Source organism: Apilactobacillus bombintestini, from assembly GCF_003627035.1.
Classification (GTDB): domain Bacteria; phylum Bacillota; class Bacilli; order Lactobacillales; family Lactobacillaceae; genus Apilactobacillus; species Apilactobacillus bombintestini.
Window position 1 is genome coordinate 428,094 of record NZ_CP032626.1, and the last position, 12,468, is coordinate 440,561.

At 35.9% G+C, this 12,468-nt stretch carries 24 protein-coding genes; all 24 read left to right on the forward strand.

Annotated features, from left to right (window positions below):
* Position 1 precedes the first annotated feature (1 nt).
* The 24 genes from rplP (at position 2) to D7I45_RS02125 (ending at position 12,467) form a co-directional block, all read left to right on the forward strand.
* On the forward strand, positions 2-436 hold the full coding sequence (rplP, locus tag D7I45_RS02010) for a 50S ribosomal protein L16 (protein WP_120784118.1): 435 nt from the start codon (positions 2-4) through the stop codon (positions 434-436).
* Entirely contained in the window at positions 426-620 is a 195-nt protein-coding gene (gene rpmC / locus D7I45_RS02015) for a 50S ribosomal protein L29 (protein WP_105956372.1), read from the forward strand. The genes rplP and rpmC overlap by 11 nt, the downstream gene beginning before the upstream one ends.
* Before the next feature lie 28 nt (positions 621-648).
* Positions 649-909, forward strand: coding sequence for a 30S ribosomal protein S17 (gene rpsQ / locus D7I45_RS02020; protein WP_120784119.1), 261 nt, complete (start codon positions 649-651; stop codon positions 907-909).
* A 56-nt stretch (positions 910-965) separates the two neighbouring features.
* Positions 966-1,334, forward strand: coding sequence for a 50S ribosomal protein L14 (rplN, locus tag D7I45_RS02025; protein WP_105956370.1), 369 nt, complete (start codon positions 966-968; stop codon positions 1,332-1,334).
* Between the two features lie 32 nt (positions 1,335-1,366).
* Positions 1,367-1,675, forward strand: a complete 309-nt coding sequence (gene rplX / locus D7I45_RS02030; protein ID WP_120784120.1) for a 50S ribosomal protein L24 — start codon at positions 1,367-1,369, stop codon at positions 1,673-1,675.
* A 28-nt stretch (positions 1,676-1,703) separates the two neighbouring features.
* Positions 1,704-2,246 (forward strand): 50S ribosomal protein L5, encoded by a 543-nt coding sequence (rplE, locus tag D7I45_RS02035; RefSeq protein ID WP_120784121.1) that lies wholly within the window; start codon positions 1,704-1,706, stop codon positions 2,244-2,246.
* An 18-nt stretch (positions 2,247-2,264) separates the two neighbouring features.
* The gene (locus tag D7I45_RS02040; RefSeq protein ID WP_120784122.1) at positions 2,265-2,450 is read left to right on the forward strand and encodes a type Z 30S ribosomal protein S14; all 186 of its coding nucleotides are present in this window, start codon (positions 2,265-2,267) and stop codon (positions 2,448-2,450) included.
* Between the two features lie 32 nt (positions 2,451-2,482).
* On the forward strand, positions 2,483-2,881 hold the full coding sequence (rpsH, locus tag D7I45_RS02045) for a 30S ribosomal protein S8 (RefSeq protein WP_120784123.1): 399 nt from the start codon (positions 2,483-2,485) through the stop codon (positions 2,879-2,881).
* Positions 2,882-2,912: 31 nt separating this feature from the next.
* Positions 2,913-3,452, forward strand: coding sequence for a 50S ribosomal protein L6 (gene rplF, locus D7I45_RS02050; RefSeq protein WP_120784124.1), 540 nt, complete (start codon positions 2,913-2,915; stop codon positions 3,450-3,452).
* A 55-nt stretch (positions 3,453-3,507) separates the two neighbouring features.
* Positions 3,508-3,864, forward strand: coding sequence for a 50S ribosomal protein L18 (rplR, locus tag D7I45_RS02055; RefSeq protein WP_080695536.1), 357 nt, complete (start codon positions 3,508-3,510; stop codon positions 3,862-3,864).
* Between the two features lie 20 nt (positions 3,865-3,884).
* On the forward strand, positions 3,885-4,388 hold the full coding sequence (gene rpsE, locus D7I45_RS02060; RefSeq protein WP_120784125.1) for a 30S ribosomal protein S5: 504 nt from the start codon (positions 3,885-3,887) through the stop codon (positions 4,386-4,388).
* A gap of 14 nt (positions 4,389-4,402) precedes the next feature.
* Complete coding sequence (gene rpmD, locus D7I45_RS02065) at positions 4,403-4,585, forward strand: 50S ribosomal protein L30 (RefSeq protein WP_120784126.1); 183 nt, start codon at positions 4,403-4,405, stop codon at positions 4,583-4,585.
* A 25-nt stretch (positions 4,586-4,610) separates the two neighbouring features.
* Positions 4,611-5,042 carry a 50S ribosomal protein L15 gene (gene rplO, locus D7I45_RS02070; protein WP_120784127.1) on the forward strand — a complete coding sequence of 144 codons (432 nt, stop codon included), beginning with the start codon at positions 4,611-4,613 and terminating at the stop codon, positions 5,040-5,042.
* Positions 5,043-6,359 (forward strand): preprotein translocase subunit SecY, encoded by a 1,317-nt coding sequence (gene secY, locus D7I45_RS02075; RefSeq protein WP_120784128.1) that lies wholly within the window; start codon positions 5,043-5,045, stop codon positions 6,357-6,359.
* Positions 6,360-6,390: 31 nt separating this feature from the next.
* The gene (locus tag D7I45_RS02080) at positions 6,391-7,044 is read left to right on the forward strand and encodes an adenylate kinase (protein ID WP_422664729.1); all 654 of its coding nucleotides are present in this window, start codon (positions 6,391-6,393) and stop codon (positions 7,042-7,044) included.
* Between the two features lie 171 nt (positions 7,045-7,215).
* Positions 7,216-7,434 (forward strand): translation initiation factor IF-1, encoded by a 219-nt coding sequence (gene infA, locus D7I45_RS02085; protein WP_105956358.1) that lies wholly within the window; start codon positions 7,216-7,218, stop codon positions 7,432-7,434.
* A 32-nt stretch (positions 7,435-7,466) separates the two neighbouring features.
* Entirely contained in the window at positions 7,467-7,583 is a 117-nt protein-coding gene (gene rpmJ / locus D7I45_RS02090; RefSeq protein WP_034531530.1) for a 50S ribosomal protein L36, read from the forward strand.
* Positions 7,584-7,610: 27 nt separating this feature from the next.
* Complete coding sequence (gene rpsM / locus D7I45_RS02095) at positions 7,611-7,976, forward strand: 30S ribosomal protein S13 (protein ID WP_120784130.1); 366 nt, start codon at positions 7,611-7,613, stop codon at positions 7,974-7,976.
* 23 nt (positions 7,977-7,999) lie between these two features.
* The gene (rpsK, locus tag D7I45_RS02100; RefSeq protein ID WP_120784131.1) at positions 8,000-8,389 is read left to right on the forward strand and encodes a 30S ribosomal protein S11; all 390 of its coding nucleotides are present in this window, start codon (positions 8,000-8,002) and stop codon (positions 8,387-8,389) included.
* A 73-nt stretch (positions 8,390-8,462) separates the two neighbouring features.
* Complete coding sequence (locus tag D7I45_RS02105; RefSeq protein WP_120784132.1) at positions 8,463-9,413, forward strand: DNA-directed RNA polymerase subunit alpha; 951 nt, start codon at positions 8,463-8,465, stop codon at positions 9,411-9,413.
* A gap of 21 nt (positions 9,414-9,434) precedes the next feature.
* On the forward strand, positions 9,435-9,818 hold the full coding sequence (rplQ, locus tag D7I45_RS02110) for a 50S ribosomal protein L17 (RefSeq protein WP_120784133.1): 384 nt from the start codon (positions 9,435-9,437) through the stop codon (positions 9,816-9,818).
* A 170-nt stretch (positions 9,819-9,988) separates the two neighbouring features.
* Complete coding sequence (locus D7I45_RS02115; protein ID WP_120784134.1) at positions 9,989-10,834, forward strand: energy-coupling factor transporter ATPase; 846 nt, start codon at positions 9,989-9,991, stop codon at positions 10,832-10,834.
* Complete coding sequence (locus D7I45_RS02120) at positions 10,804-11,667, forward strand: energy-coupling factor transporter ATPase (protein WP_120784135.1); 864 nt, start codon at positions 10,804-10,806, stop codon at positions 11,665-11,667. The genes D7I45_RS02115 and D7I45_RS02120 overlap by 31 nt, the downstream gene beginning before the upstream one ends.
* Positions 11,668-11,672: 5 nt before the next feature.
* Positions 11,673-12,467 (forward strand): energy-coupling factor transporter transmembrane component T family protein, encoded by a 795-nt coding sequence (locus D7I45_RS02125; protein ID WP_120784136.1) that lies wholly within the window; start codon positions 11,673-11,675, stop codon positions 12,465-12,467.
* Position 12,468: the final 1 nt, after the last annotated feature.

Below are 12,468 nucleotides of genomic sequence, written 5' to 3' on the forward strand. Positions count from 1 at the left end.
CATGCTAGTACCAAAACGTGTTAAGTTCCGTCGTGAACACCGTGGTAAGTTACGTGGCCATTCAAAAGGTGGTAACACTGTTGCTTTCGGTGATTTCGGTTTACAAGCTATTGATTCACATTGGATCAGTAACCGTCAAATCGAAGCTTGCCGTATTGCTATGACAAGATACATGAAACGTGGTGGGAAAGTTTGGATTAAAATTTTCCCTCACAAGTCTTACACTGAAAAAGGTGTAGGAGTTCGTATGGGTAATGGTAAAGGTTCTCCCGCAGGATGGGTTGCTCCAGTTAAACGTGGTAAAGTCCTATTCGAAGTTGGAGAAGTTTCCGACGAAGTTGCTATTAAAGCTTTACGTTTAGCTTCAGCTAAACTTCCTGTTCGAACCAAGATTATTAAACGTGAGGAAGTAGGTGGCGAATCAAATGAAGGCTAAAGAAATTAATGAACTAACCACTGCTCAAATGCATGAAAAAGAACAAAGTTATAAAGAAGAATTATTCAACCTTCGTTTTCAATTAGCTACTGGTCAATTGGAAAACACTGCAAGATTGAAGAAAGTTCGTAAGAACATCGCACGTATTAAGACTGCTTTGCGTCAACAAGAACTTAACAAATAGAATACGATAAAAAGGAGGTCAATGTTATATGGAACGTAATATGCGTAAGGTCTACAGAGGCCGTGTTGTTTCAGACAAAATGGACAAAACCATTGCTGTTGTTGTTGAAACATACAAAACACATCCTACTTACGGAAAACGTGTTAAGTACTCAAAGAAGTACAAAGCTCATGACGAAAACAATGAAGCTAAAAAAGGCGATATTGTAGAAATTATGGAAACACGTAAGTTATCTGCTACAAAGAATTTCCGTTTAGTTAATATCGTTAAAAAAGCTGTTATTATCTAATATAAGTGATAAATTTTATCGTATTCTTAGTAAATACCGGAAGGAGGGTATTAGCTGTGATTCAACAAGAAAGTCGTTTGAAAGTTGCTGATAACTCAGGTGCTCGTGAACTATTAACTATTAAAGTTTTAGGTGGATCAAGCAGAAGATATGCAGGTATCGGTGATATCGTTGTTGCTACTGTAAAACAAGCAACACCAGGTGGCGTTGTCAAAAAGGGTGACGTTGTTAAAGCTGTTATCGTAAGAACTAAGGCTGTTTCTCGTCGTTCAGATGGTTCATACATTCGTTTCGATGAAAATGCTGCTGTTCTAGTTCAAGATGATAAAAGTCCTAAGGGAACTCGTATTTTCGGACCAGTTGCACGTGAATTACGTGACAACAAGTTCATGAAGATCGTTTCTCTAGCCCCTGAAGTACTTTAATCAATCAATGTCAACCAAGGAGGTGCCAATAAATGTTTATTAAAACTGGTGACAAAGTTCGCGTAATCAGTGGTAAAGATAAAGGTAAAGAAGGTACTGTTACCAAAACTATTGCCTCAAAAGATCGCGTAGTTGTTGAAGGAATTAACATGGTTAAGAAACACCAAAAGGCTTCACAAGCTAACCCACAAGGTGGCATTAATGATGTTGAAGCTCCAATTCATGTTTCAAACGTTATGTTAATTGACCCATCAACAAATGAACCAACAAAAGTTGGATTCAAATTTGAAAATGGTAAGAAAGTTCGTATTTCTAAAAAATCAAACAAATCAATCGATTAAAATTTAATTGAAAGGAGGATACCTTTCCATGTCAAACCGTTTACAAGATCAATACAAAAATGAAATTGCAAAAAACTTAGTTGATAAATTCAACTATTCATCAATCATGCAAGCTCCTAAGCTTGACAAAATCGTTCTAAACATGGGTGTTGGTGACGCTGTTACTAACGCCAAGAACCTTGACGAAGCCGTTGCTGAGTTAACTCAAATTTCTGGTCAAAAACCTTTAGTAACTAAAGCTAAGAAATCAATCGCTGGTTTCCGTTTACGTGAAGGTATGGCAATTGGTGCTAAAGTTACTCTACGTGGTGAACGTATGTATGACTTCTTAGACAAGTTAATCAACGTTTCACTACCACGTGTTCGTGACTTCCATGGTGTTAACAACCGTTCATTCGACGGTCGTGGTAACTACACTTTGGGTATTCGTGAACAATTAATTTTCCCAGAAATTAACTATGACAATGTTAACCGTGTACGTGGATTAGACATCGTAATGGTAACAACTGCAAATACCGATGAAGAATCCAAAGAATTGTTAACTCAATTCGGTATGCCATTCGCAAAATAATAGGAGGGTATAAATAATATGGCTAGAAAAGCATTAGTTGTAAAAAGTGAACGTCCTGCTAAGTTCTCAACAAGAAATTACACTCGTTGCGAACGCTGTGGTAGACCTCATTCAGTTTACAAGAAGTTTCATTTATGCCGTCTATGTCTCAGAGATCTTGCCCACAAAGGACAAATCCCTGGTATGAAGAAGGCAAGTTGGTAAAATTTACTATATAGACAAGGAGGTTTACGTTAATGTCCATGACAGATCCAATCGCTGACTTTTTAACAAGAATTCGTAACGCTAACATGGTTCGTCACGAATCTGTTGAAGTTCCAGCATCAAAAATGAAAAAGAACATCGCTGAAATCTTAAAACGTGAAGGTTTCGTTCGCGACGTTGAATATGTTGATGACGACAAACAAGGCGTTATCCGCGTATTTCTAAAATATGGTAAGAATAATGAACGCGTTATTTCTGGTTTGAAACGTATTTCAAAACCAGGTCTACGTTCATACGTAAAATCTGATTCAATTCCTAAGGTATTAAATGGTTTAGGTATTGCAATTATTTCAACTTCTGAAGGTGTTATCACTGATAAAGAAGCTCGTGCTAAAAAAATTGGTGGAGAAGTATTAGCATACGTTTGGTAATACTTTTCGCTTGAACTGGAGGTGTAATTAAATGAGTCGTATTGGTTACAAGAAAGTTGTTTTACCAGAAGGTGTTGAATTAACTACTGAAGGTAACAACGTAACTGTTAAAGGTGCAAAGGGTTCACTAACTCGTGAATTCTCACCACTTATCAAGATGAACGTTAATGATAACGTTGTAACTTTTGAACCTGCTGTTAGATACGATAACAAGGTACGTGCAATGCACGGTACTATGCGTGCTAACTTAAACAACATGGTTGAAGGTGTAACTACTGGTTTTACTAAGACACTTAAATTAGTCGGTGTTGGTTACCGTACTCAAGTTAAGGGTTCAGTACTAGAACTAAACGTTGGTTACTCAAATCCCGTTGAAATCCAAGTAGACGATGATTTGAAGGTTGAAACTCCTGATAGTTTAACTATCGTTATCAGTGGTATCAACAAGGAACACGTTGGTGACTTTGCTGCTCGTGTTCGTGCCGTTCGTTCACCAGAACCTTACAAAGGTAAAGGTATTCGTTACGAAAACGAAGTTGTTCGTCGTAAGGAAGGTAAGACTGGTAAGTAATGAGTTGAATCTCGTTGCTTAACAATTTTTAAATAAAATTTAAGAGGTGACTATTTTGATTAATAAACCAGATAAGAACAAGACACGTCAACGTCGTCATTTACGTGTCCGTAATAAGATCTCTGGTACTGCTGTGTGCCCACGTTTGAACGTATACCGTTCCAACAAAAACATCTACGCTCAAGTTATTGATGACGTAGCGGGTGTTACGCTTGCTAGTGCCTCAACTCTAGATAAAGAAGTAAACGGTTCAAACAAGACTGAACAAGCATCATCTGTTGGTGCTTTAGTTGCAAAACGTGCCGTTGAAAAGAATGTTAAAAATGTTGTTTTCGATCGTGGTGGATACTTATACCACGGACGTGTACAAGCTCTTGCTGAAGCTGCACGTGAAAACGGACTAGAATTTTAAAAAAAGGAGGAATAACCATAATGGCTGAAATTATTGATCCAAGTAAATTAGAACTTGAAGATACTGTTGTATCAATCAACCGTATTACTAAGGTTGTTAAAGGTGGACGTCGTCTACGTTTCGCTGCTTTAGTAGTTGTTGGTGATAGAAACGGTCATGTAGGATTTGGTACTGGTAAAGCTCAAGAAGTTCCAGACGCAATCCGTAAGGCTGTTGATGATGGTCGTAAGAACTTAATCACTGTTCCTAAAGTTGGTACTACTATTCCTCATGAAATTATCGGTACTTTTGGTGGCGGTAAGATCATGTTAAAACCTGCTGAAGAAGGTTCTGGTGTTGCCGCTGGTGGTGCCGTTCGTTCAGTTATGGAATTAGCTGGTATTGATGATGTTACAAGTAAGCGTCTAGGTTCAGATACTCCAATCAATGCTATCCGTGCTACATTCGAAGGACTAAAAGCATTGAAGAGTGCAGAAAAGGTTTCCACATTACGTGGCGTTTCTGCTCAACATTTAGCAGAATAAGGAGGGGTTAGAAGATGGCTCAATTAAAGATTACTTTAACTCACAGTGCAAATCACCGTCTCCCCAAACAACGTAAAATTGTTAAGGCTCTAGGATTAGGTCGTATTAACAGTACTGTTGTAAAACCTGATAACGAAGCAACTCGTGGAGCTCTGTTCCATATTGCACACTTAGTTAAAGTTGAACAAGTAAAGTAATAAATAACAAGGAGGTGCACTTCAAATGAAATTACATGAATTAAAAGCTGCAGAAGGTTCTCGTTCTTCAAGACAACGTATCGGTCGTGGAATGGGAAGCAAAGGTAAGACTTCTGGTCGTGGTCAAAAAGGTCAAAAGGCTCGTAGTAAGACACGTCTTGGCTTCGAAGGGGGCCAAATGCCTTTCTACCGTAGAATGCCTAAACGTGGTTTCACAAACATTAACCGTAAAGAATTTGCTATCGTTAACTTATCTTCATTAGATCAATTTGATGATGGCGCTGAAGTTACACCAGAAACTTTAATGGAAGCTGGTATCGTTAAGAACGCCAAAGACGGAATTAAGGTTCTAGGTAATGGTGAACTTAACAAGAAACTTACTGTTAAAGCAAACAAATTTTCAGAAGCTGCTAAATCAGCTATTGAAAATGCTGGCGGTAAGATTGAGGTGATCTAGATGCTATCAACCTTGAAAAACGCTTTTAAAGTAAAGGATATTAGAAATAAGATTCTATTTACTTTAGGGGTTTTAATCGTATTTAGACTGGGAGCTTATATTACAGTTCCTGGGATAAACGCTAAAGCGCTCCAAAGCGTTGCTTCATCTGGTTTAGTTAGCATTTTAAACACCTTTAGTGGTGGTGGATTAACAAATTATTCACTTTTCGCTATGGGTGTTTCACCATATATTACTGCACAAATTATTGTCCAATTACTACAAATGGATATCGTTCCTCGCTTTGTTGAATGGAGTAAACAAGGTGAAGTGGGGAGACGTAAGTTGAACCAAGTGACAAGAATACTTACAGTATTTCTTGCATTTGTGCAGTCGATTGGAATTACAGCCGGATTTAACACTTTAAGCAGTTTGAACTTAGTTCAAAATCCTGGTCCTGCTACTTATTTGAGTATCGGTTTGATTTTAACCGGTGGTTCAATGTTAACAACTTGGATGGGTGACATGATCACTGATCGAGGTATTGGTCAGGGTGTTTCAATGATTATCTTTGCAGGTATCATTGCAAGAATTCCAGTTGGAATTCAACAATTATATAAAGAATACATTGTTGGGGATAATTCTTCCCAACTATGGCAATCTATAATCTTTATAATTGCACTATTTATAGTTGTTCTTATAATTGTTACTTTTGTTACCTGGTTCCAACAAGCTGAACGTAGGATTCCAATGCAATATACAAGAAGAGAAACAGGAGCTTCAGACAACAGTTACCTTCCATTGAAGGTTAACGTTGCTGGAGTTATCCCAGTTATCTTTGCCAGTTCGTTTATTTCAACACCACAAGCTATTTTGCTTTTCTTTGCTGGAAAACATTCTGGTGATGGTTGGTACCAAGTATTGAGTAATGTGTTTAACATGCAAACTACTTCTGGTGCTACTCTTTACACTGTATTAATTGTTGTCTTTACTTTCTTCTATGCATTTGTTCAAGTAAACCCTGAAAAACTTTCAGAAAACTTGCAAAAGCAAGGAAGTTATATTCCAGGTGTTTGGCCAGGTAATGGTACACAAAAATATGTGTCTCAAGTTCTAATGAGACTTAGTGTTGTTGGTGCTTTATTCCTTGGAGTTGTCGCTTTAATTCCTTTAATTGCACAAAACGTTTGGAACTTAGACGAATCCATCGGTCTTGGTGGTACTAGTTTACTAATTGTTGTTGGTGTTGCCATTGAAACAATTAGACAAGTTCGTGGATTAATGATGAAACAAGAATATGTTGGATTCATTCAAAACCCACGTCCAAAGAATTTATAATTTTGCAGTTGGAGGTAAATTAAATATGTCAATGAATTTAATCTTAATGGGACTTCCTGGTGCTGGTAAAGGTACACAAGCTGAATCCATTATTAAAAATTATGGAATTCCACATATCTCTACTGGAGATATCTTTCGTGCCGCTATAAAAAACCAAACTGAAATGGGATTAAAGGCAAAACAATATATCGACAAAGGGAACTTAGTTCCTGATGACGTAACATGTGGAATTGTTAAAGATCGTTTGTCAAAGGACGATACTAAAGAAGGATATATGTTAGACGGTTTTCCTAGAACAATTGATCAAGCAAATGCTTTACAAGAAATTTGTAAAGAACTTGGTCGTCCATTGGATGCTGTTATAAATATTGACGTTGACCCTAAAGTTCTTGTTGATCGACTTTCAGGTAGATTCATTTGTAAAGATTGTGGTGCTACTTACCACAAACTTTACAAGATGCCTAAAGTTGAAAATACTTGTGATATTTGTGGTGGCCATGAATTTTATCAACGTAGTGATGACAAGCCTGAAACAGTTAAGAACCGTTTGGATGTAAATATCAAGATGAATACTCCATTAGTTGATTTTTACAAAGAACGCAACTTGCTATTCACTGTCGATGGTAGTCAAGATATTGATGATGTTACTAAAGACATTGACAAAATACTTAAAGATTTTAAGTAGTTATTGACAATTGATTGTCGGTATGATTGCTTATGTTGCCGTAAGTATATTTGTGTGATAAACTAACCCATGTGTATCTGCGATATGCCTACACTGCGGGCTTTTTCCAACAATATCTTGATATTCTGGTTACCGTAATGTAGGAATCGTATTATTCGAGGAGGAAATTCTTTGTCTAAAGATAATGTTATTGAAATTGAAGGTAAAGTAACTGAAACTTTACCAAATGCTATGTTTCGTGTTGAATTAGAAAATGGGCATGAAATTTTGGCTCACGTATCTGGAAAAATTAGAATGCATTACATTCGTATTTTACCCGGTGATCGTGTCACTGTTGAAATGTCACCATATGATTTAAGCAAGGGACGTATTACTTACCGTTACAAGTAATAATATGTCTTGAAGTATAGGAGGGTTATATAATGAAGGTTCGTCCATCAGTAAAACCAATGTGTGAAAATTGTAAAGTAATTAAGAGAAAAGGCCGTGTTATGGTCATTTGCTCAAATCCAAAACATAAACAAAGACAAGGCAAGTAATTTATATAAAACAGGAGGTGTGTTTTAATGGCTCGTATCGCCGGAATTGATTTACCACGTGATAAGCGTGTCGTTATTGGTCTAACAAGCATCTACGGAATTGGTCAAAGCAGAGCTGCTGAAATTCTTTCAAAAGCTGGCGTTTCAGAAGATGTTCGTGTTCGTGATCTAACTCCAGACCAAGAAGATAAAATCCGTGAAGTTGTTGACAATTACAAAATTGAAGGTGACTTACGTCGTGAAGTAAGAATGAATATCAAGAAACTTCAAGAAATTGGTTCTTACCGTGGAATGCGTCACCGTCGTGGTTTACCTGTAAGAGGTCAACATACTAAGAACAATGCTCGTACTCGTAAGGGTAAAAAAGTTACTATCGCTGGAAAGAAAAAATAATAAATAAAGGAGGTTAGTAAATCATGGTTCAAAAGAAAGGTTCTCGTAAGCGTAGAGCAAAGAAGAACATCGAAGCTGGTGTTGCTCACATTCACTCTACATTTAACAATACATTAGTTATGATTACCGATATGCAAGGTAATGCCATTGCTTGGTCATCTGCTGGTGCTTTAGGTTTCCGTGGAAGTCGTAAATCCACTCCATTCGCTGCTCAAATGGCTTCAGAAGCTGCAGCCAAAACAGCTATGGAACATGGTATGAAGACTGTTGAAGTTGCTGTTAAAGGTCCTGGTTCAGGTCGTGAATCAGCTATCCGTGCACTTCAATCAACTGGTCTAGAAGTTGCTGCTATTCGTGATGTTACTCCAGTTCCACATAATGGATCTCGTCCTCCAAAGCGTCGTAGAGTTTAATTTATTCTCATATTTTCGTGGGAAACTAATTAATTTTTAACTCAAAGCGTTTTGAAAGGGGTAGAAGATAAGAATGATTGAATTTGAAAAACCTAATATTCATAAGATTGATGAAACTGATAATTATGGAGAAGTTGTTGTTGAACCACTAGAACGTGGATACGGAACAACTCTTGGAAACTCGTTGCGTAGAATTTTACTTTCATCTTTACCTGGTGCAGCCGTAACAAGCATCCAAATTGATGATGTTTTACATGAATTTTCTACAGTACCTGGTGTTGTAGAAGATGTAACTCAAATTATTTTGAATGTTAAGAAGATTTCATTGAAGTTGGACTCCGAAGAAGGAGAAGACAAAGAAATGGAAATCAATGTTACTGGTCCAGCACAAGTTACTGCTGGTGACATTCAAGCTGATGGTGATGTAACAGTTCTAAATCCAGATCTACACATTGCTACTGTTGCTGAAGGTTCTACATTCCATATGAGAATGACAGCAAATAAGGGTCGCGGATACGTTTCTGCGGATGAGAATAAGGCTCGTAATGATGGAATGCCAATCGGTGTCTTACCAGTTGATTCCATTTATACCCCAATCGAACGTGTTAATTATCAAGTTGAAAATGCACGTGTTGGTCAAAGATCTGACTACGATAAACTAACTCTTGATGTTTGGACTGATGGTTCCATCACTCCAAGCGAAGCAATTAGTTTAGCTGCTAAGATTTTAAATGACCATCTTGCATTATTTGTGGATCTTACTGAAGAAGCCAAGAACACTGATGTTATGGTTGAAAAGGAAGAAACACACAAAGAAAAAATGCTTGAAATGACAATTGAAGAATTGGACTTATCTGTTCGTTCATACAATTGTTTGAAACGTGCTGGTATCAACACTGTTCAAGAATTAACCAACAAAAGTGAAGCTGACATGATGAAGGTTAGAAACTTAGGACGTAAGTCACTTGTTGAAGTAAAACAAAAGTTAGAAGCCCTTGGATTGTCATTGCGTAAAGAAGATTAGTATAAAGGAGGATATCCATTTATGAGTTACCGTAAATTACAACGTACTAGTGCACACCGTCGTTCATTACTACGTAACCTAACTACTGACTTGTTAGTTAACGGTGAAATTAAGACCACTGAAGCTCGTGCTAAAGAAGTACGCTCAACCGCTGAAAAGATGATTACTCTTGGTAAGCGTGGAGATCTTCATGCTCGTCGTCAAGCTGCTGCATTCTTACAAAATGTTGTTGCCGATGCTAAAGAAGATGGTGATGACGTAACTGTTACAACTGCACTACAAAAGCTATTTGATGAAATTGCTCCTAAGTATGCAGACCGTAATGGTGGTTACACTCGTATTCTTAAGACTATGCCTCGTCGTGGTGACGGTGCATCAATGGTTATTTTACAATTAGTTGATTAATTAATCGTAAATTTAATTTAATATTTAACAACAAATCACTAGGGCTATTAGTATAGAGCGTTATGATGATGGGCATGCCCAAGTCTAGCTTGAATGGAGCTTTTGCTTTGCACTAATAGTCTCTTAGTGATTTTTTTATACATATAAAATATATTAAATGAGGTAATGAAATGCCAAATAAAATTATAGAAGTTACAGATTTAACATTTAAATATAGAGACATGTCTAAACCAGCAATTGATAACATCTCTTTTGATGTAAAAAAAGGGGAATGGTTATCTATTATTGGAAAAAACGGAAGTGGTAAATCTACTTTAATTAATTTGCTGGATGGACTTTTAAAACCTCAAAGTGGTCAAATTAAAATTGATGATCAAGACATAAATGAGAGTGAAGATACTATTAACGACACAAGAAGAAAAGTTGGATTAGTATTTCAACATTCTAGCAATCAATTTGTTGCATCAACTGTAGAAGATGATGTGGCCTTTGGCTTAGAAAACCAATTGGTAGATACTAGTAATATGAAGACTATTGTTCATGATGTATTAAAAGAAGTTGATATGCTAGACTACCTTAAGAGTGATCCAAGTATGTTATCGGGTGGACAACAGCAAAGAGTTGCTATAGCAGGAATATTAGCTTTGCGTCCAGAAATTATTATTCTAGATGAAGCAACTAGTATGTTGGATCCTAAAGCTAAAACAATGATTACTCAGTTAATAGATAGAATCAGAAATAAGTATCATCTAACTGTAATTTCTATTACGCATAACATAAAAGAAATTGAAAATTCTGACCGTTGCATTTTACTAAAGGATGGCCAAATTGTTGAAAATACAGTTCCAGATACCTTATTTAGTAATTTGCAAGATGTTAAATCGTATGGATTAACATTACCTTTCTCAGAACAACTTAGAATTAAATTAAAGAATAATGGAATAGATGTTCCGGAAAAGTATATGAATGATGAGGAGATAGTTGAATGGATAACGAAATATTATTCAAAAATGTAACACACATATATCAAGAAAATACTCCCAATCAATTTAAGGCTTTAGATGCCGTTGATTTAAAAATAAAAAAAGGTTCGTTTGTTTCTATTATTGGAAAGACAGGAAGCGGGAAATCTACCTTAATTAAGCATATTAATGCATTATTGAAGCCTCATGATGGCATTATTAAGGTTGGAGATTTTTCTATTACTTCCAAAACCAGTAATAAAAATTTAAAAGATCTTAGAAAAAAAGTTGGTATGGTTTTTCAATTTCCTGAACAACAATTATTTGCAGAAACAGTTAGAGAAGATATCGCCTTTGGCCCCAGTAATTTTGGCATAACAGGGGATAAACTTAATGAAACTGTGGATAATGCAGTGGATTTAGTTAGATTAGACAGAAGTTTGCTTAATCAATCACCATTTGAATTATCAGGTGGTCAAAAACGTCGTGTTGCAATAGCTAGTGTTTTAGCTATGAACCCTGAAATATTAGTTTTAGATGAACCTACGGCAGGATTAGATTTAGAAGGTCAACATTATATATTAGATTTAATTCGTAGGTTGAATAGAGAAGAAAAAATAACTATCATTTTAGTTAGTCATCAAATGGATGATGTTGCCAAATATTCTGATGAGGTAGTAGTGATGAGTAATGGAAAAGTTATTAAACAATGCTATCCTGATCAATTATTTGTGGATAAGTCTTTTGTGGAAAAATATGATTTAGAAATTCCAGAAGCTGTTAAAATTAATAACATGTTAGAAAGTAAAGGATTTCATTTAGACAAATTATCGCTAGATAGTGATGAGTTAATAAATGAAATAGTGAATAAATTAAGGAATGAATAACTACAATGAATAACTTTATTTTTGGAAGATATTTACCAGGAGATTCAATTATTCATAAAATGAATCCGGCTGCAAAAATATTATTGTGTTTTCTGTATGTAATTATCGTTTTCTTAGCGAATAATGTAATAACTTACGCACTTTTAACCATTTTATTGTTGGCTCTAATTGCAGCATCTAAGTGTTCGCTAAGATATTTTATTAAGGGAATTAGTCCATTAATATGGATTATTGTATTCACCGTTTTAATACAGATTTTATTCAGTGCAGGTGGCACTGATTTATATTCATGGGGAATTATACACATCACTACTTTTGGATTGCATAATGCGGTGATGCTTTTTGTTCGTTTTATATTAATTATATCTATGTCTACTGTACTTACTTTGAGCACGTCACCATTGGAGATTTCACATGGTATTAGCATATTACTATCACCATTGAAAAAGTTTAAATTTCCAGTGGAAACTTTTTCACTCATGATTTCGATTGCACTTCGTTTTGTGCCTACATTAACTGATGAAGCTAAAACAATCATGGATGCGCAACGTTCAAGAGGAGTTGACTTTGGCAGTGGTGGATTAATAAAACGAGCTAAATCATTTATTCCTTTATTAGTACCTTTATTTGTTAGTGCGTTTAAACATGCTGATGATTTAAGTATTGCTATGGAAGCTCGTGGATATCAAACAGGAAAGAAAAGAACCCATTATCATAATTATCGTTGGACTATGAGAGATTCTTCATTTGTTGTAGGGATGATAATTGTAGGGATAATAATTTTTATTTTAAGAAGATAGG

Excerpts from the sequence above, each read along its gene's own strand:
- rplP (WP_120784118.1), top strand. The coding sequence starts at position 2 with ATGCTAGTACCAAAACGTGTTAAGTTCCGTCGTGAACACCGTGGTAAG.
- rpmC (WP_105956372.1), top strand. The coding sequence starts at position 426 with ATGAAGGCTAAAGAAATTAATGAACTAACCACTGCTCAAATGCATGAA.
- rpsQ (WP_120784119.1), top strand. The coding sequence starts at position 649 with ATGGAACGTAATATGCGTAAGGTCTACAGAGGCCGTGTTGTTTCAGAC.
- rplX (WP_120784120.1), top strand. The coding sequence starts at position 1,367 with ATGTTTATTAAAACTGGTGACAAAGTTCGCGTAATCAGTGGTAAAGAT.
- rplE (WP_120784121.1), top strand. The coding sequence starts at position 1,704 with ATGTCAAACCGTTTACAAGATCAATACAAAAATGAAATTGCAAAAAAC.
- D7I45_RS02040 (WP_120784122.1), top strand. The coding sequence starts at position 2,265 with ATGGCTAGAAAAGCATTAGTTGTAAAAAGTGAACGTCCTGCTAAGTTC.
- rpsH (WP_120784123.1), top strand. The coding sequence starts at position 2,483 with ATGTCCATGACAGATCCAATCGCTGACTTTTTAACAAGAATTCGTAAC.
- rplF (WP_120784124.1), top strand. The coding sequence starts at position 2,913 with ATGAGTCGTATTGGTTACAAGAAAGTTGTTTTACCAGAAGGTGTTGAA.
- rpsE (WP_120784125.1), top strand. The coding sequence starts at position 3,885 with ATGGCTGAAATTATTGATCCAAGTAAATTAGAACTTGAAGATACTGTT.
- rpmD (WP_120784126.1), top strand. The coding sequence starts at position 4,403 with ATGGCTCAATTAAAGATTACTTTAACTCACAGTGCAAATCACCGTCTC.
- rplO (WP_120784127.1), top strand. The coding sequence starts at position 4,611 with ATGAAATTACATGAATTAAAAGCTGCAGAAGGTTCTCGTTCTTCAAGA.
- secY (WP_120784128.1), top strand. The coding sequence starts at position 5,043 with ATGCTATCAACCTTGAAAAACGCTTTTAAAGTAAAGGATATTAGAAAT.
- D7I45_RS02080 (WP_422664729.1), top strand. The coding sequence starts at position 6,391 with ATGAATTTAATCTTAATGGGACTTCCTGGTGCTGGTAAAGGTACACAA.
- rpmJ (WP_034531530.1), top strand. The coding sequence starts at position 7,467 with ATGAAGGTTCGTCCATCAGTAAAACCAATGTGTGAAAATTGTAAAGTA.
- rpsM (WP_120784130.1), top strand. The coding sequence starts at position 7,611 with ATGGCTCGTATCGCCGGAATTGATTTACCACGTGATAAGCGTGTCGTT.
- rpsK (WP_120784131.1), top strand. The coding sequence starts at position 8,000 with ATGGTTCAAAAGAAAGGTTCTCGTAAGCGTAGAGCAAAGAAGAACATC.
- D7I45_RS02105 (WP_120784132.1), top strand. The coding sequence starts at position 8,463 with ATGATTGAATTTGAAAAACCTAATATTCATAAGATTGATGAAACTGAT.
- rplQ (WP_120784133.1), top strand. The coding sequence starts at position 9,435 with ATGAGTTACCGTAAATTACAACGTACTAGTGCACACCGTCGTTCATTA.
- D7I45_RS02115 (WP_120784134.1), top strand. The coding sequence starts at position 9,989 with ATGCCAAATAAAATTATAGAAGTTACAGATTTAACATTTAAATATAGA.
- D7I45_RS02120 (WP_120784135.1), top strand. The coding sequence starts at position 10,804 with ATGGATAACGAAATATTATTCAAAAATGTAACACACATATATCAAGAA.
- D7I45_RS02125 (WP_120784136.1), top strand. The coding sequence starts at position 11,673 with ATGAATAACTTTATTTTTGGAAGATATTTACCAGGAGATTCAATTATT.